We start from the raw sequence: 19,343 nt of genomic DNA on the forward strand, positions 1-19,343 counted from the left end.
CAGCACAAAACCATCAACACCAACCATATGTAACACAAGTGTTAACTATACAGCCGATATAATTGTTATTACATACCTACTTTAGCCAAAGCTTATCAAGATCTGTTCTAGATCAATTTACACTTAGAGTTACGTAAAACTAACCTTTTTAAGGATTTTGTTCGACAAAAAGCACAGCAAACCAGTTTTTTCGACTATTAAGATCAACTAAACAATGGGTTATACAAGCTAAAACATCAAATAATAAACAGCATATTTGTACAAAATATTTACAAATAGGTAGTCGTTTTTCGATACCTCTTCGCTGATGTAATAAAAATGTGAAGCACCATTCATTCAACCTCAAGCTTGGCTTGCGCTATTTCAAGGCGTCAAAGCTGAGCTGTTACCATCGGCAGAGTTAACTAAGTTTGATAGATAAAGTATATAAGCTCATCGCAAAATAGCAGGAATATATCGACGGTTATTGCCGGTAGTCGATAAAGGCCCATTCAGCAATGAATATATGGTGCAGGACATAAAGTTAGGAACAGAAAATGATGAGGAATGGCTAATGCTTAGCCGTTTGAGTGGCAGTTACAACTAAGCTGAAGTTAAGCTAAAAACGCACGGTATTAACCGTGCGCCTTGTTTGTTGCATCCAACTTAAAGCTGTATTTACAGCTGTGCGATTTGATTCATAATGCGCTTTTCGGAAATAGGATATGCCGTGCCTAATACTTGTGCAAAACAAGATACCCGGTATTCTTCTATCATCCAACGGGCTTCAATTAATACATCCGGTGTTGGCATAGACTTAGGTAGTTTAGCCATTTGCCCTTTCAATACATCCTGTACTTTGTTGATGCTGTGCATATGTAGACGGTCACGATTAGGGTCAACTGGAAGCTTTTCAAGCCGATTCTCGATTCCTTTTAGGTATCGAATAATATCGCTTAGTCGGCTCCAGCCACACTGTTCCACAAAACCTTTAAAGACAAGATTATCTAATTGGCTTTGAATATCGCTCATAGCAAAGGCAATGTCGAAGCTAATTTTACCTTTCAAACGCTTTTTCACTCGATTATAAATCGTAAGCACTTCTTCTACTTTTAAAGCAATTTTCTCAGCCGTAGGGTTGAGCTCTTGTCGCACCCAATCTCTTGCTTGCTCAAATTGTGCCTCTGAACGGATATCGATACCTTTCTCATCTATAAGCTGTTGAGTTGCAGCAGATAAAATGTCATCAATTAATATTTGCACTTGCCCAAAAGGATTAAAGTACATCGCCAATTTCGCTTTGTTTGGTAGTGACTTTTGCAGGTGCTTTACTGGCGATGGAATATTAAGCAACAGCAAACGTTGTAAGCCTAATCGATGCTGTTTCTCGGCTTCATATTCATCATCAAACAATTTGATGGCAACAGTTGTTTTATCATCCACCAGCGCTGGAAAAGCTTTAACAGCAAAGTTACCTTTTTTCTGTTCAAAACGCTTAGGTAAATCACCAAAACTCCATGTTTCAATGCCTTTTTGCTCAATTCCCGAATCCGCAACTTCTCGAATTGCTTGTACCACTTGCCCTTGCATACGCTCTTTTAGCGGTTCAAGACTGCGTCCTTCAGCTAACAGCTTGCCCTTATCACCTTCAACTTTAAAATTAACCGATAAGTGTGGGGCCAATTGAGCTGTATCAAAGTCTTCTGCTGAAATTCGAACACCACTCATACGCAGTAATTGTTTACACATGGCATCAATTAAAGGTAGTTCAAACGGCGTAATCGCCTGTAAGCAAGCTTTGGCATAATCCGGTGCAGGAACAAAGTTTCTGCGCAAAGATTTAGGCAATGACTTAATTAACGCAATGCATTTTTCCTCACGCAAACCGGCAACGATCCAGTCAAAATCTAGTTCATCAACTTGATTGATCAACGCAACCGGAATGTGTACCGATACGCCATCATCGTTGGCAGAGGGTTCAAAATGGTAACTGACATTCAGGGTTAAATTGCCTTTTTTCCATTTATCCGGAAAATCGAGGGCCGACACATGATCACTACTTCGTTGCATTAACGCGTCGCGCTCAAAGTCCAGTAGATCCGGATTTTTCTGCTGCGCCTTTTTCCACCATTTTATAAACTTAGGTGCGTTATAGATCTCAGATGGTATTTTTGGCTCATAAAAATGAAACAGTGCCTGCTCATCAACCAATATATCGCGCCGACGAGATTTATGCTCCAGTGACTCTATGTCTAGCAATAACTTTTGGTTTTTAATGAAGAACGCTTCTTTGGTCCTTAACTCACCTTCGGCAAGCGCTGAGCGAATAAAAATATCGCGAGCTTCAACAGGCTCTATCGGGCCGTATTGTACTTTACGTCGGTTTACAATTGGTAAGCCATATAGCACTTGGTTTTCAAGAGCAACAACCGAACCTTGTTTTGACTCAAAATGCGGTTCAACATAACTTTTTTTCACTAAATGCGCCGCGAGCGGTTCAATCCATTCGGGTTGAATTTTGGCACAGCAGCGGGCAAACAAGCGTGAAGTTTCTGTTAACTCGGCAGCCATTAACCACTTAGGGCCTTTTTTGGCTAAAGGAGATCCCGGAAACACAAAGAATTTTCGGTTACGTGCACCAAGGTATTCTTTGTCTTTATCTTTAAAACCAATATGACTTAACAAGCCCGTTAATAATGACCGATGCAGTTTTTCGTAGTTAAGCTCGGCATTGGTGTCGTTTAGTTTCCATTTTAACTCATGGGTTGCTTGCCTTAACTGTGCGTATAGATCTTGCCATTCTCTTACGCGCAAATATGCTAAGAACTCCGCTTTACACTGTTTTCTAAATTGGCTACTAGAAAGCTCTTTTTGTCTCTGCTTTAAAAAGTCCCATAGGTTTAACCATGATACAAAATCAGAGTCATTATCACTAAAACGATTATGTGCTTGGTCAGCAGCTTGCTTTTTATCCATCGGGCGTTCACGAGGATCTTGAATCGACAACGCCGAGGCGATGACAAGTGATTCATGTAAACAGCCGTTTTTCTGAGCCTGGATCACCATACGAGCAAGACGTGGATCCACCGGAATATGCGCCAGTTGTCTGCCCAGCGACGTTAAATTAAGCTGCCCTTTACCTTGGGTTACGGCTTGTAGCTCTTCGAGCAACATCACGCCATCACGAATATAACGGGCGTCAGGTGGCTGAATAAACGGAAAACCATCTATATTCCCAAGCCCAATCGAGAGCATTTTTAAGATAACCGAAGCCAAATTGGTGCGTAGGATCTCTGGATCGGTAAACTCTGGGCGAGAGGTAAAATCATCTTCTGCATAGAGGCGTATACAAATACCAGGCGCGATACGTCCACAACGGCCTTGACGTTGATTAGCACTGGCCTGCGAAATTGGCTCAATGGGCAAACGCTGCACTTTGGTACGATAACTATATCGACTAATTCGCGCGGTACCGGGGTCAATCACATAACGGATCCCTGGTACCGTTAACGAGGTTTCTGCAACATTGGTCGCCAGTACAATACGGCGGCCGACATGGCTTTTAAAAACTTTTGATTGTTCACCATAAGACAGCCTTGCGTATAGAGGAAGGATTTCAGTATCACGGTAATTACGGCGATTGAGCTGCTCTGCAACATCACGGATCTCACGCTCACCATTCATAAAGATAAGAATGTCGCCTAAACCTTCGTTGATTAGCTCATCAGTTGCGGCAAAAATACCGTCTAATAGATCTAAATCTTCATCGCTGTCTCTGACTAATGGTCGGTAACGGGTTTCAACCGGATAGGTTCTACCTGATACTTCAATCACCGGCGCACCATTAAAATGCTGCGAAAAACGCTCTACGTCAATCGTAGCCGAGGTAATGATCACTTTAAGGTCGGGGCGTTTTTTCAGGACGTTTTTTAAATAGCCTAAGATGAAATCAATATTAAGACTACGCTCATGGGCTTCATCAATAATAATGGTGTCGTATTGGTTGAGGTATTTGTCTGAGGTGAGCTCTGCGAGTAAAATACCGTCGGTCATCAATTTAATGTATGACTCTGGTTTTATGGCGTCAGCAAAACGAACTTTAAAACCAACGGCTTCGCCAAGTGGAGTGTTTATCTCTTCAGCTATACGGCTGGCAACACTACGCGCAGCCAGTCGGCGTGGCTGAGTGTGCCCAATTAGTCCGCGAGTCCCTAAGCCTAGCTCTAAACAAATTTTAGGTAGTTGGGTGGTTTTACCTGAACCCGTTTCACCTGCAATAATAACGACTTGATTAGCCTCAATTGCGCTGGCAATTTCGTCTCTTTTTTGCGAAATAGGCAAGTTTTCTGGAAAACTAATTTCAGGCCGATTAGCCAGACGCAACTCAACCTTTTTACGAGAATCTAATGCCTGTTGTTCGAGCGAATCTAATATGGCGCTTTTCTTTTCAGATTCAGGCTCTTTACGAAGTCGGTACAGTCGACGCCTAATTTTGGTGGCGTCGGCTTCATAACAGAGTTTTAAGAATGCGTTAGATAGGTGATGCTGTTGCGAACTCAAGTGCAAATTCCATGGCCAAAAACAAAGAAGCTGATCCTAGCAAGGAACGCTGTCTAGTGGTATAGCTGACTTAAAAAACTTTAAGTTACATCAGTACTAAATGGCATTGCATGCCTATAATTATGACTAGTTGATGGCACTTAGCTTCGATTAATTGAAGCTCACTTTTAACATTATTACAAAGCTCTTATCGGTTACCGCTGTTGAACATCAATACTAAACCGTCAACTTAAGTGTCTAAGTCCGTGGTTTATTCAGTTCTTGATGAGCACTTATCGGTCTTAGGTTAACAATATACAGTTCACCCTATTGTGCTTTTGAATGAGCCAATCTCACTTCAACACCACCAGGGTGAATTTATTTGCACTCTTTGCCGCTATTATCAACCATAATGTCTAGCAGCAACTTGCTTGAAATACAGATACTAGCGACAATAGAACCAATCATTCCCGTGAATAATACGAGTCTTCATTTTTTGATTAGCGCGACCCAAGTAACACCTAAGATTCTACTTTTAGTCAGTATTTTACTGGCACCTTTTACCGCTCTTGCCAATGATTGGTTAGAGCTAAAGGTTGAGGGCGTAAAAGGCAGTTTACAGCGAAATGTTATGGCGCATTTAGGCACACTTCCCACATCGGCCGTTCAGCGACGCGCATTTGTGTTTAATGCTGAAGACAATATTACTGCTGCGATGCACTCTATGGGCTATTACAATAGTAAAATTGAACATGAATTTATCAGGGTTGATAAAGGACCATGGCCTTTCAATATCAATATAACCGCAGGAGAGCCCACGACTCTACGATGGATTGATATACGAGTGGATGGTGAATTGCGTGATGATCCAGTATTTGAACAATGGCTATCACAACTCGACATTAGGCCTGGTGACAGGTTAAACCATGGCGTGTATGAAGATTTAAAATCGCAATTAGTGACCTTAGCACTGGCTAGAGGCTATTTTGATGGCAAATTCAATACGGCTGAAATTGCCGTTAACCGCGATCAAAACAGCGCTAAAATTGCATTACATTATGACTCGGGTAAACGTTACTTTATTGGTAATGTCAGCTTTACTGGTCACAGCCTTAATCCGCAACTGTTGCAAACACTCATCCCTTTTGAAATAGAAGCTGCATACAGCACGGCCAATTTAGGTCAACTAAACAGACAACTCTTGGACACGGGCTATTTTTCTAACATTAAAGTGCTACCGTTAGTAGAGCAAGTAGAGGGATTACAGGTACCGATTCGAGTTGAATTAAGCCCAAAACCTAATCACTCGATTGAATTGGGTTTAGGTGTTGATCTTGGTAATAGTGTCGAAAACAACATCGAGCCGCGAGTCAGTGTGACTTGGCGTACTCCGCAAGTAAACCGTTACGGCCACTCACAAGAAACCACTGCTGAATGGGCACTCGATAAACCTAAATTTTTAACGACCTACACCATACCTTTAAGTCATCCATTGGATGATCAACTTAAGCTGCGGGTGGGAATGCTATTAGACCAATATGGTGTTACCCAAGTTTATAACGCCGCGGATAGAGAATATAACAATACTGGCCAGCTTGAATCGTCAAAAATTCTCTTTGCGGTTATTCGGCAAAAACGCCTTAAACGCAAGTGGGTTCTGAGCTACTCGACTGAATTTATACAAGAAAGCTATACTCAGTCGAGTATCGATTATGAGCCTCGATTCGTGTTGTTTGGCAGTAGTATTTCTAAAACGTCCCGTGGAGATAACTCTTTAGATCCTAAATCAGGTTTCTTACAACATTACAGCCTAGAGTACGCCGATCCCAATTTAGGCTCGGAAGTTCGGCTCACACGTTTGCAGGCCAAATTCAAATGGATTCAGACATTTGCAGAAAAACACCGCCTGGTGTCACGTTTAGATCTGGGGGCAAATATCACTGCTGAAGATAACCTCGCCTTGATCCCGCCTTCGTTACGCTATTTTTCCGGTGGCGATCAGAGTATTCGTGGTTACAGTTATAACGAACTTGGCCCTTCAATTGACTCAATCAACGATGACGAAGAATCTATTAGAGAAGTTGTGGGTGGCCGATATTTATTGGTTGGAAGTGTCGAGTATCAGTATTACGTCACCCCAAATTGGCGAGTTGCCACCTTTATTGATGCGGGTAATGCCTTTGACGTTAATCAAATTGAAGAGATCACCTCGGTAGGCGCAGGGCTACACTGGATCTCTCCAATTGGGCCTGTAAAGCTTGATGTTGGCGTTGGCTTAAAAGAAACCGACACCATAAGTCGGCCTTGGCGGATCCATATTACGATGGGGGCAGAACTATGACCAGTTCAAAAGTTGCCGCCTCTAGCGCTGCAACCGAAACTAGCACTGAGGCCAAAACCAAACCCTCTAAACGCTGGCAATGGTTTAGACAATGCAGCCGAGTGGTTATATATCTACCATTGAGTTTGCTGGTAATGCTGGCAATGTTAATAGGCACTCAATTTGGCGCACATATAACAGTCAAAATGGCTGATTGGTTAGTACCAAACCTCAACATAACGTATCAATCTGGTAGGATAAACCACCAGCTAACATTAGCGGTCGGTAATTGGAGCATGGCTGGTATAAAAGTCGAAACGACCGATTTGATGTTAGATTGGAATCCAATGTGTTTATTGCAAACACAACTATGTGTCAATGAACTGTCTGCTTCTAAAGTTAATGTTGAGATTGATACCGGCTCAAAAGGCAAAGATACAGCAAAGTCTGACTCGGTTGCTGCTAACGTAAGCACCGAGCCAAAGCCGTTACCGCCAGCAGCTGACGCACTGGTGGAGCAGATTAAACAACACCAAGAGATCACTCTGCCTTTTGGGATAAAATTATCCGTAGCGTCGCTCAGCCACGTTACAGTTAGAGTCAATGACATGGACTTTAATGCCAAACAGCTTAACTTAAGTGCTGAATGGCAAAGCACTGGGATAAGAGCTAAATCAATATATTCAGAAGAGCTATTGGTGTCTATTCCACTACAAAGTCATGATGTAGCCAATACCAAAGCAAACCAAAAAAGCATAAGTAATCAACCCAATGAGCTTATTAGCCAACAAGTAACTAATAGCGGCGTACAGCCAAAGCCTATCTCTCATTCACCCCAGGTACATACTAGCGGTTCAACTCACTGGGCAATGGCACAACTACCTGAAGTATTTATGCCTATTCCAGTGTATGTTGACGCACTTGAGATTAATCAAGGTAAGTTGGTGCTCGGGAGTCGTACCGATTTTTTTGAACACATTAGTTTGATTGGTAGTTACCAAACATTTCTCATTAATGTTGAAAAATTATCACTCAATCATAGTTATGGTGATTTAACGCTACAAGGACAAATGTCGCTGACTGATGACTACCCAATGGATATCGCCCTTGATGCCAACCTGAATAAGGTTACCGAGCTACCAGGCTTACTAGATCAACAATTGCAAATCAAACTCAACCAAGGCTTTAAGCAACTTAAAACTGAAATTAACGGCTTAGGCCAATTTGAATTTGCTTTTAACTCAACCATTGAACTTGCTAAGCCAAGCCTACCCTATTCGCTAGCGCTTAAGGCAAGTCAACTCCATTGGCCGCTAGACACACCAACATTAATAGCAACCGACATAGATTTAGCAACAAACGGTGATATTGCGCAACAGCAAGTATCACTCAAAACCCAGTTTGCTTCACCATACCATCCGTTACTATCTGTCGTTACAGAGTTTAAGCATCAAGTTAGTAGTTTAGACTTCAGTCAACTGCAAGTGGTAAGTGAAATGGGGAATGTTGATTTAAACGGTAAGCTCACTTATGGCGACAAATTAGAGTGGCAAACCAATGTAGTGAGTCAACAGCTTAATATTGGCCAGCTACAACTTAATTTAGCGAACGCTTTGCCGACAAGCTTGATTAACGGATCATTTAAAACTCATGGCCACTTTTTGTTGTCGGATTCACAGTGGGAAGTCGGTATTGAACAGGCAAACCTTAACGGCGTTATTGCAGATTACCCGCTAACGGTAGCAGGTGGCTTAACGTTAAATGATCAAGGTTATATAAGCTCTCAAGGCTTAAACATCAACGCCCTTCAAAGTGAACTCAATATTCAAGGGCAAGTCAACAATCGCTGGGCGTTAAACGGCGACTTAACCGTACCGGATCTGAGCTTATGGCATCGAGACGCCCGTGGAGAGATCACTAGCGACATTCATGTTTCAGGTGAATCGAAGCACCCTGATGTCGACATTAGCCTGACGGCAGTTGATTTAACTTTTGCTCAATTATCTTTAGCCCATTTAGATTTAATAGGGGAATATAAGCCCCTCGATAATCAAGCGTTCTCGGCCTATCTAACATCAGAAGATTTTCATTTTAATGACATGATCTTAGATAGCATTATCATCAACGGCCAGGGGGACTTAAATCAGCAAACATTGAGTCTAGCGACCACTGGCGAACTCGACATTGCTACTGAGATCAACAGCCAATATGATAACGAAAACAGCATCATTACCGCAAAAGTAGAACAGCTAACCATTCACTCTTTAATCGGTGACGTTAGCTTAAATAAGCCTTTTGAATCCGTCTATGATTTCAGCCAGCACACAGGTAAAGTGGCGCCTCTTTGTCTTGACCATATCAGTGGTAATTTATGCACAACAGAGCCAATAATATTAGGCTTAAACGGTAATGCAAAAGTTCAATACACCGGAGATATTGGTCAATTAACCAAGCCATGGTTGCCTGATAGCATAGATTGGCAAGCCCCAGCCAAGCTTGCCTCTGAATTTGAATGGTTTGCAGAACGTAAACCCATAGGGCGGTTAGAGCTCGATCTCCCCGCTGGGATGATTGATTTTTCCGCCACCAACAATAGCCAAGCTAGTGTTGGCTACCAATCACTAAACATTAGTAGTCAGTTAAACGAGCAACACCTTTCGACTTCTGTATTACTACAAGCGACACAAACAGCCAGTTTACAGGCAAACTTAGCCATCAATGTCAGCCCTGACAGAGCTATTAAGGGCGACTTTAAACTCCAGCAGGTCAACCTACACGAGTTAGCAGCGCTTATTCCCCAACTTGAGGTGTTAGAAGGCATATTGTCGAGCAACCTACGCATTGGCGGAACATTGAATGAACCGCAAGCCTCTGGTGACATAACGCTGCAACAAGGCTCTATTCTTGCTGCAGCAAACCCAACCCTAGTTGAAGACATAGCGTTAAACCTGGCTTTTGCAGGCAAAAAGGCACAAATTGCCGGTGAACTAAAAATGGGGGATGGACTCGCTTATGTTAATGGCGATCTGGATTGGTTACAGCAAAACCTGAAGGGTAACTTCAACATAAAAGGCGATAACCTCGCGGTTATACAGCCTCCCCTCGCAATTTTGAGCCTTGGTACCGATGTCAATATTAATTTCACTGAGGATTCGCTCACTGTCAAAGGTGATATTGATGTCCCTACAGGTGAAATCACTATTGTGCAGTTACAAGAAGGCGGTGTAGCCGTTTCAAAAGATGTGGTATTTAGGGACAAACAGGCCGTGGAAGTAACAAAATCCACACCACTAGCGGTATCGGCCGAATTAAATATCAATATTGGCGATGAACTTCGTGTCGAAGGAATGGGATTGAATGGCAAATTGGTTGGCAGACTAGAGTTAAAACAAGATCCCTTCCGACCACCATTGCTCTATGGAGAAATAAAAGTCATTGATGGCACCTACAAATTTATGGGACAAACGCTAGCAATTAGTGCGGGGGAATTGCAGTTTATTGGACCGATGGACGTCCCGAGCTTAAACATTGAAGCAGCAAGAGAGATCAAAGACGAAGATGTTACGGCTGGCGTACGGATTACTGGTACACCAACGAAACCTGTCGTTAGCCTCTATTCCAGCCCAACAAAAGAACAAGCTGAAATTTTAAACTACATTCTCCGAGGAACAAGCTTAAACAGCACAGATACAGACCAAAACAGTGGTTTACTGCTAGGTGCAGCTCTAACATTAGGTAATCAGGTTGGCGGCGGTACAATTAGCAATATGAGTAATCGAGCAACTGGAATAATCGAAAAAATTGGCTTTTCCAATGTGCAGCTAGATGCCAATGACGACGGCCGCTTTGCCATTAGCGGATTTATTGGCGATAACTTGATGGTGAAATATGGAGTCGGCGTTTTTAACCCTGGTTATGAAATGACCGTGCGCTACTATTTGTTATCACAACTCTATTTAGAGACGGTATCAGGGACTTTAGAGCAGTCTTTAGATATTTATTACAATTTTGACTTATAGTGCTTTATAAAAAAGCCATCATCACTGATGGCTTTAATCATGAAACGCTATTTAAGTATTCGAGTAGCCTAGCTCTTTTGGCATATCATCTCGTAAACGCTGCCACATAACGCCACTATCAATTGAGTAAGTTCGCATTAATGCAGGCACTTCTACATAGTTCTTAGCTATCGCCAATTGTTGTAACTGCTTGTAAAACTCCATCGCCATGGCTCTAGCTTCAGCACTCGAAAAATAATAGCCCCCAACTCGGCTATATAAGCCTTTAAAACCATTAAGAATTAATACGTAGAGTGGGTTTCCAGATGAAAAAGCCATGGTATGTTGTAATTCATAGTCAAAATCAGCATATGCTTTAGCGGTATCTTCAATATCATCAAGAGTCGATAATATTTCAATCGCTTTTTCAGGGTTATTACGAATAGCCCCTCGGAAATAGATAGCGCTTACACTACTGCGTGCCGATAAAAGTTGGTCTACTAGTGTAGGAAAACCTTCAGGATTAAGTTCAGCAATAGTCTCAAGAATATTCAGCCCAGATGTTTCCCAGAAATTATTCACCCGTGTCGGCTTACCGTGTTGAATTGTCAGCCAGCCATCACGCGCTAAACGTTGCAAAACTTCACGCAGCGTGGTTCGTGTAACACCGATTAATTCAGATAACTCTCTTTCAGCAGGTAGAATAGAGCCAGGAGGAAACTTATTATCCCAAATCGATCGAACAATATATTTCTCAGCAAAACTTGCAGGTCCTTTAGCATTGATGATCATCAGACTACCACTTCCGTTATTAGCGTTATTATTTAATTGATCATACCAGAGCGATATAACTTGGGAAACAAAACGATTAAGCTAACATACACTGTGTAACGCAAAACCGACCTAAGCGGTCAATAAATGAACGCGCAATGTGCATTTATATTATATTTTTTTGACTTATGTACACATTTACGAAAACAAAGCTGTTTATGTAAGCCAAAAGGTTTTACCTTTACTGTTGGTAAATTTTTTACTCCTTACATATTAAGTTAAATGTTTGGTACTATTAAAATTATAAATATACATCAGTGAGGATTTCATGCCTGTAACAATGAGTCAGGCGTTTTTTGATAACTTTTTAGGCAAATCGCCAAATTGGTTCAAAATCGCAATTTTATCGTTTTTAGTAATAAACCCGATCGTTTTCTATATCAACCCATTTGCTGCAGGCTGGCTATTGGTTATAGAGTTTATCTTTACACTGGCTATGGCACTAAAATGCTACCCTCTACAGCCAGGCGGATTGCTCGCTATAGAAGCCGTTATCATAGGCATGACCTCTCCAGGTCAGGTGCTACATGAGATTGAAGCTAACCTTGAAGTATTATTACTGTTAATCTTTATGGTTGCTGGTATCTACTTCATGAAGCAGCTGCTGCTGTTTGCCTTCACAAAAATGATCACCAAAGTGCGTTCAAAAATCGCCGTTTCATTGATGTTTTGTATCGCCTCAGCATTTTTATCTGCATTTTTAGATGCCCTAACAGTTATCGCCGTTATCATCGCGGTTGCTGTTGGTTTCTACTCTATTTACCACAAAGTAGCTTCAGGTAAGAATTTTAACGATTCTCACGACCATACCAATGATGGCTCAGGTAAGTTATGTGAAGAAGAACTAGAATCTTTCCGTGGTTTTTTACGTAATTTATTAATGCATGCGGGTGTAGGTACAGCCCTTGGTGGTGTTTGTACCATGGTTGGTGAACCACAAAACCTAATTATTGCAGCGCAAGCAAACTGGCAGTTTGCTGAATTTGCCTTACGCATGTCACCTGTTACTATTCCGGTGTTTTTTGCTGGTGTTTTAACTTGCTACCTTGTTGAAAAGTTCAAAGTATTTGATTACGGCAAGCAGCTTCCTGACGCAGTGCATAAAATCTTATCTGATTACGCAGCTTATGAAGATGCTAACCGTACTACACATGATAAAGTGAAGCTTGTAATTCAAGCTTGTGTGGGCATTTGGTTAATCATCGGTCTAGCATTACACTTAGCATCTGTTGGTCTAATTGGTCTGTCAGTGATCATTTTAACTACGGCTTTCAATGGTGTAACTGATGAGCACTCTCTTGGTAAAGCATTTGAAGAAGCACTGCCTTTCACTGCATTATTAGCGGTATTCTTTGCTATTGTTGGTGTAATTATCGACCAACAGCTATTTGGGCCTGTTATTCACTGGGCATTGAGTTACGAAGGTAACACGCAATTAGTTATCTTCTATATCGCAAACGGTTTACTGTCGATGGTCAGTGACAACGTGTTTGTAGGTACGGTTTATATTAATGAAGTGAAAGCGGCATTGCTTGACGGTCAAATCACTCGCGATCAATTTGACCTACTTGCTGTAGCAATTAACACCGGTACTAACTTACCGTCTGTTGCAACACCAAATGGCCAAGCAGCATTCCTCTTTTTATTAACTTCAGCAATTGCTCCTCTTATCCGCCTATCTTACGGCCGGATGGTGTGGATGGCTCTGCCTTATACTATCGTGCTAACGATTGTGGGTATTTTAGCAATTCAGTTTGGTGCCCTTGAAGTAATGACTCAGTATTTCTATGACAGTGATATGTTAATTCACCACACTGTTCAAGAAGCTGCAAATAGTGCATTATCAGCACATTAAGAATGGATAATTGAACTATCACTAATATTGATAGTCATAAAAAACGCCCTTTTTAGGGCGTTTTTTTTTGCCTATTGGAGAACTTACCTTTGTCAGCACTGACTCGTTTTGCACATTCTAGAGCCGCCTGGTTTACCCTGACGATTACCGCGCTATTTTTAGAATTAGCGGCATTGTATTTTCAATATGCAATGAAGCTAGACCCTTGCGTCATGTGTATCTATCAACGGGTGGCTGTAGTTGGAATATTTACCGCCGGTATAATTGGCATTCTTGGTTACCACTTGAGATTAGCCCGCATAGCTGCTGTATTGATATGGGCGACTAGCGCAGCTTGGGGACTCAAGCTAGCTGTTGAACTCGTGGACATGCAAACCAACCCATCCCCCTTCGCGACTTGTAACTTTTTACCTGAATTTCCGAGTTGGTTACCATTACATGAATGGCTACCGTCAGTCTTTATGCCAACTGGAATGTGTACCGACATCCCGTGGCAAATGTTTGGTATCACTATGAGTGAGTGGATGGTTATATCTTTTGCTATCTACATAATTGCCTTGTTGATATTTGTTATTCCAAGCCTAAAAGCAACAAAGAAACGTTAGCTTTTGATAATTGAGCACAAAATTGATCAGCATTGTTAGCGTTACATTTTCTGGGGACTGCTGAGTCCCCTAAACTAGCATTACTTATTGCTACACATTGTTTTAATCAACCAATTGATACAGTGCTGCCCTTCCTATTTAGCCTACCATTTCGCATTTTTATCATACTCAAACGTGTTAGAAACAGCTGCCTCAACTATTTTGTTACTGAGTTAAATCTCGCCTAATAATTAGCCGTACAAATTGCAACTATTGCAATTGCAACTATTTCTCATTGTTTTTATTTGGTTTTTTTATTCAGCTTTTTCAATTTAGTCTAACCTTAATATTAGGAGGCAGCGGAACTCAGCCTCTTTTTTTTATTATGGCTGTTTAGGGGGTGAGTTATGGGTATATTCGAACATTACCAACAGCGCTATGAAAAAAAACTTGATGAAGAGTATTCATTACAGGATTTTTTAAGCGTTTGTAAAGAAGATCGCTGTGCGTACGCATCAGCTGCTGAACGTTTGTTAATTTCAATTGGTGAACCAGAGTTAATTGATACATCAAAAGATCCAATATTGAGCCGATTATTTTCTAATCGACTTGTTTCTAGATACCCCGCTTTTAAAGATTTCTATGGTATGGAAGATGCCATTGAACAAATTGTGGCTTACCTAAAACATTCCGCCCAAGGGCTAGAAGAGTCAAAACAAATTCTGTATTTACTCGGGCCTGTTGGTGGCGGTAAGTCGTCATTAGCTGAAAAACTAAAAGCACTAATGCAAGACGTTCCTATCTATGTGTTAACCGCTGATGGCGAAAGAAGCCCTGTTAATGATCACCCTTTTTGTTTATTTAACCTTGAAGAAGATGGTGAACTGTTGAATCAGGAATACAACATTCCTAAACGTTACCTAAAAAGCATAATGTCACCGTGGGCTGTCAAACGTTTACACGAATTTGGTGGCGATATATCTAAATTTAAAGTGGTTAAAGTATACCCGTCTATTCTCGACCAATTAGCTATTGCTAAAACCGAACCTGGCGATGAAAACAATCAGGATATATCATCATTAGTTGGTAAGGTTGATATCCGCCAGCTCGAGCATTTTGCCCAAAATGATGCAGATGCTTACTCCTATTCAGGTGCATTGTGCCGAGCTAATCAAGGTTTGATGGAGTTTGTGGAGATGTTTAAAGCGCCCATTAAGGTGCTACACCCACTATTAACAGCCACGCAAGAAGGTAACTATAATGGTACTGAAGGCTTATCTGCCTTGCCTTTTGGTGGGATAATTCTGGCTCACTCGAACGAGTCTGAGTGGACGACATTTAGAAACAATAAAACCAATGAGGCATTTTTAGACCGGGTTTATATTGTTAAAGTCCCTTACTGCTTAAGATTGTCTGAAGAAGTTAGGATTTATGAAAAGCTACTCGCCCACTCTGAGCTTGCCAATACCCCTTGTGCTCCTGGAACGCTGGAAACATTAGCGCAATTTAGTGTGCTCTCGCGGATCATTGCACCAGAGAACTCCTCAATCTACTCTAAAATGCGTGTCTACGATGGTGAAAGCCTAAAAGATACTGATCCAAAAGCTAAGTCATATCAAGAATATCGTGACTATGCCGGTGTTGACGAAGGGATGCTCGGCTTATCTACACGTTTTGCTTTTAAAATACTGTCAAAAGTTTTTAATTTCGACCATAGCGAGATTGCCGCTAACCCAGTGCACTTGTTCTATGTTTTAGAGCGTCAAATTGAACAAGAGCAATTTCCAACAGAAACCGCTGAACGCTACCTTGAGTTTCTAAAAGGCTATTTGATCCCTAAATATGTTGAGTTTATTGGTAAAGAAATTCAAACAGCCTACTTAGAGTCATACTCCGAATATGGACAGAACATTTTTGACCGCTATGTCACCTACGCCGATTTTTGGATCCAAGATCAAGAATATCGAGATCCTGATACCGGCCAGTTGTTTGATAGAGCCGCGTTAAATGCTGAGCTTGAAAAAATAGAAAAGCCTGCGGGGATCAGTAATCCAAAAGATTTCCGTAATGAAATAGTCAACTTTGTCCTTAGAGCAAGAGCCAATAATGAAGGCTCAAACCCACTATGGACTAGTTACGAAAAACTCAGAACAGTTATTGAGAAAAAGATGTTCTCTAATACTGAAGATCTCCTACCCGTTATCTCCTTTAATGGAAAAACATCGACTGATGATCAACGTAAGCATGATGATTTTGTCAATCGAATGATGGAGAAAGGCTATACACAAAAACAAGTTAGGCTACTGTCAGAATGGTACCTGAGAGTTAGAAAGTCTTCTTAAATAGCCAGTTGGGGGAACTTACTCCCCCAATGTTCAGTTTGGGAGGTGTGCATGGCAAATTTTATTGACAGAAGGCTTAACGCTAAAGGAAAAAGTACCGTTAATCGACAACGATTTATCAATCGTTATAAAAAGCAAATAAAACAATCGGTAAGTGATGCTGTAACCCGTCGCAGTGTTACCGATGTAGACACTGGTGAAGAGATCAGTATTCCGACCAGAGATATCAGCGAACCAACCTTTCACCAAGGAAGCGGAGGCGTTAGAGAGCGCGTTCACCCCGGGAACGACAAGTTTAGCCGCGGTGATCAAATAGAAAGGCCACCTGCAGGTGGTGGACAAGGTGCAGGTCAAGGCGACGCTTCAGATTCAGGTGAAGGTAATGACGACTTTGTATTCCAAATTTCTAAAGACGAGTATTTAGAGTTACTATTTGAAGACTTAGAATTACCCAACCTTCAAAAAAACAGACTAAACAAACTTGTTGAATATCAAGTTTATAGAGCAGGATTTAGCAATGATGGTGTTCCAGCTAATATCAACATTGTCCGTTCATTAAAGTCCTCTATTGCCAGACGTATGGCAATGACTTCTAGCAAAAAACACCGCTTAAAAGTGTTACAACAAGAGTTAGAGCAACTACAAAGTATTGCGGGGGCTAATGCAGAACGTATTTTAGCGCTAAAGATTGAAATTGATGAGTTGCATAGTCGGATTAAAAAAGTGCCGTTCATTGACACCTTTGATTTGCGTTACAACAACTTTGCAAAGCGTGAAGTACCGTCAAGCCAGGCTGTTATGTTTTGTATAATGGATGTTTCAGGCTCTATGGATCAAGCTACAAAAGATATGGCCAAACGTTTTTATATTTTGCTTTACCTGTTTTTAACTCGCACATATAAAAACCTTGAGGTTGTATATATTCGGCATCACACCCAAGCAAAAGAGGTCGATGAACACGAGTTTTTCTATTCGCAAGAAACCGGCGGCACCATTGTATCCAGCGCATTAAAATTAATGCACGAGATCCAACAAAAACGTTATCCGGCTAACGAGTGGAACATATATGCTGCACAGGCTTCTGATGGCGATAACTGGGCTGATGACTCCCCTTCTTGCCACCAAATCCTTGAAAAACAACTACTGCCAGTAGTGAGATACTTCAGCTACATTGAAATTACCAATCGAGCTCATCAAACACTCTGGAGAGAGTACGAAACATTACAAAAAGTACATGACAACATTGCGGTTCAACACATTAGACAAGCAGAAGATATCTATCCGGTATTTAGAGAGTTATTCAAAAAACAAGCTGTCTAGGGGGCGCTATGAACAACACCGAAAAAAGAACACCATTAGACGATGGACCTGATTGGAACTTTGATCTCCTGCAAGCCTATTCGACCGAGATTGAGCGTGTAGCCAACCATTACCGGCTAGATAGTTACCCCAATCAAATCGAAGTCATAACAGCTGAACAAATGATGGATGCTTATGCTGGAATAGGCATGCCTATCGGTTATACACACTGGTCATTCGGCAAACGCTTTATCGAAACCGAGCAAGGTTACAAACGCGGCCAAATGGGCTTAGCCTATGAAATCGTAATTAACTCCTCGCCATGCATTGCGTATTTAATGGAAGAAAACACCATAACAATGCAAGCCCTCGTCATGGCGCACGCAAGTTTTGGCCATAATAGCTTTTTTAAGGGAAACTACCTTTTCAAAACGTGGACAGATGCTAGCTCAATTATCGATTACTTAGTCTTTGCTCGAAATTATATTAGTGAATGTGAAGAGTTACATGGCATAGAAAAAGTTGAAAGTATTGTTGATTCTTGCCATGCCCTTATGAGCTTTGGTGTTGACCGATACAAACGCCCCAGCGACATTTCATTTAAAGAAGAAAAGGCGCGCCAAAAAGAACGTGAAGCTTACTTGCAGAGTCAAGTGAACGATCTGTGGCGCACAGTGCCGGCAGCACCACATGAAGAATTACAAATTCAAAAACCCCGTTTCCCCGCGGAGCCCCAAGAGAATATTCTGTACTTTATTGAAAAAAATGCTCCGCTACTAGAACCGTGGCAAAGGGAGATTATTCGCATTGTCAGAAAAATGGGCCAGTATTTTTACCCACAAAAGCAAACACAAGTAATGAATGAAGGCTGGGCAACATTCTGGCATTACACCATTTTAAACCACCTATACGATGAAGGCTTAGTCACCGATCGATTTATGTTGGAGTTCCTACAAAGCCATACCAATGTAGTTGCACAGCCCGACTATAATAGCCCTTATTACAGTGGTATAAACCCGTACGCACTCGGGTTTAATATGTTTGTTGATATCCGCAGAATTTGCGAACACCCGACAGAAGAAGACAAAGAGTGGTTTCCTGATATTGCAGGCAGCGATTGGCTTACTACATTGCATTTTGCAATGGAAAACTTTAAAGATGAAAGTTTTATTAGCCAGTACCTGTCACCGACTGTCATTCGTCAATTTAAATTGTTTTCAATATTAGATGATGACAACAAAAGTAACCTGTCAGTATCAGCAATACACGACGAGCAAGGCTATCAAGATATCAGGCAGAAATTATCACAGCAATATAACCTGTCGAATCTGGAGCCCAACATCCAGGTCCATAACGTCGAAGTCACGGGTGACCGTTCATTAACACTGCAATACATTCCTAATGCAAGGATCCCTTTAGCCGACACTCGGCACGAGGTGGTTAAACATTTACACCGTCTGTGGGGCTTTGATGTACGGATTGAAGAAAATGTAAATGGTGCTAAAAAAATAATTGCAGCATGCCCCGAATATAAGAGCGACAGCTCTGCGAACATTTAAGCAATGTAGTTAAGGGGATACAAATAAGTAATCACGA

9 protein-coding genes are annotated in these 19,343 nt (G+C 41.5%); 7 read left to right on the forward strand and 2 right to left on the reverse strand.

The window, feature by feature from the left end; all coding sequences use genetic code 11:
* Positions 1-657: 657 nt before the first annotated feature.
* Positions 658-4,539, reverse strand: coding sequence for an ATP-dependent RNA helicase HrpA (gene hrpA, locus RGE70_RS10335; RefSeq protein ID WP_310471372.1), 3,882 nt, complete (start codon positions 4,537-4,539; stop codon positions 658-660).
* Positions 4,540-4,930: 391 nt separating this feature from the next.
* Between hrpA and RGE70_RS10340 the strand changes: the two genes are divergently transcribed.
* Both RGE70_RS10340 and RGE70_RS10345 read left to right on the forward strand, forming a co-directional pair.
* On the forward strand, positions 4,931-6,859 hold the full coding sequence (locus RGE70_RS10340; RefSeq protein WP_310471373.1) for an autotransporter assembly complex protein TamA: 1,929 nt from the start codon (positions 4,931-4,933) through the stop codon (positions 6,857-6,859).
* Complete coding sequence (locus RGE70_RS10345; RefSeq protein WP_310471374.1) at positions 6,856-10,857, forward strand: translocation/assembly module TamB domain-containing protein; 4,002 nt, start codon at positions 6,856-6,858, stop codon at positions 10,855-10,857. Before RGE70_RS10340 ends, RGE70_RS10345 begins: the two co-directional genes overlap by 4 nt.
* 51 nt (positions 10,858-10,908) lie before the next feature.
* On the opposite strand, the gene fadR is transcribed toward RGE70_RS10345, so the two are convergent.
* Entirely contained in the window at positions 10,909-11,628 is a 720-nt protein-coding gene (gene fadR / locus RGE70_RS10350; RefSeq protein WP_310471375.1) for a fatty acid metabolism transcriptional regulator FadR, read from the reverse strand.
* Between the two features lie 307 nt (positions 11,629-11,935).
* On the opposite strand from fadR, the gene nhaB reads away from it, so the two are divergent.
* The 5 genes from nhaB to RGE70_RS10375 all read left to right on the forward strand — a co-directional run bounded on the left by nhaB (position 11,936) and on the right by RGE70_RS10375 (position 19,306).
* Positions 11,936-13,522, forward strand: a complete 1,587-nt coding sequence (gene nhaB / locus RGE70_RS10355; RefSeq protein WP_310471376.1) for a sodium/proton antiporter NhaB — start codon at positions 11,936-11,938, stop codon at positions 13,520-13,522.
* Between the two features lie 89 nt (positions 13,523-13,611).
* On the forward strand, positions 13,612-14,127 hold the full coding sequence (gene dsbB, locus RGE70_RS10360; protein ID WP_310471377.1) for a disulfide bond formation protein DsbB: 516 nt from the start codon (positions 13,612-13,614) through the stop codon (positions 14,125-14,127).
* 386 nt (positions 14,128-14,513) lie between these two features.
* On the forward strand, positions 14,514-16,448 hold the full coding sequence (locus RGE70_RS10365; protein WP_310471378.1) for a PrkA family serine protein kinase: 1,935 nt from the start codon (positions 14,514-14,516) through the stop codon (positions 16,446-16,448).
* Positions 16,449-16,499: 51 nt separating this feature from the next.
* Positions 16,500-17,768, forward strand: a complete 1,269-nt coding sequence (locus RGE70_RS10370) for a YeaH/YhbH family protein (RefSeq protein ID WP_310471379.1) — start codon at positions 16,500-16,502, stop codon at positions 17,766-17,768.
* 8 nt (positions 17,769-17,776) lie between these two features.
* Positions 17,777-19,306, forward strand: a complete 1,530-nt coding sequence (locus RGE70_RS10375; RefSeq protein WP_310471380.1) for a SpoVR family protein — start codon at positions 17,777-17,779, stop codon at positions 19,304-19,306.
* Positions 19,307-19,343 lie beyond the last annotated feature (37 nt).

It is taken from the genome of Shewanella youngdeokensis, from assembly GCF_033180165.1.
In the GTDB taxonomy this organism is placed as follows: domain Bacteria; phylum Pseudomonadota; class Gammaproteobacteria; order Enterobacterales; family Shewanellaceae; genus Shewanella; species Shewanella youngdeokensis.

Excerpts from the sequence above, each read along its gene's own strand:
- RGE70_RS10340 (WP_310471373.1), top strand. The coding sequence starts at position 4,931 with ATGTCTAGCAGCAACTTGCTTGAAATACAGATACTAGCGACAATAGAA.
- RGE70_RS10345 (WP_310471374.1), top strand. The coding sequence starts at position 6,856 with ATGACCAGTTCAAAAGTTGCCGCCTCTAGCGCTGCAACCGAAACTAGC.
- fadR (WP_310471375.1), bottom strand. The coding sequence starts at position 11,628 with ATGATCATCAATGCTAAAGGACCTGCAAGTTTTGCTGAGAAATATATT.
- nhaB (WP_310471376.1), top strand. The coding sequence starts at position 11,936 with ATGCCTGTAACAATGAGTCAGGCGTTTTTTGATAACTTTTTAGGCAAA.
- RGE70_RS10365 (WP_310471378.1), top strand. The coding sequence starts at position 14,514 with ATGGGTATATTCGAACATTACCAACAGCGCTATGAAAAAAAACTTGAT.
- RGE70_RS10370 (WP_310471379.1), top strand. The coding sequence starts at position 16,500 with ATGGCAAATTTTATTGACAGAAGGCTTAACGCTAAAGGAAAAAGTACC.
- RGE70_RS10375 (WP_310471380.1), top strand. The coding sequence starts at position 17,777 with ATGAACAACACCGAAAAAAGAACACCATTAGACGATGGACCTGATTGG.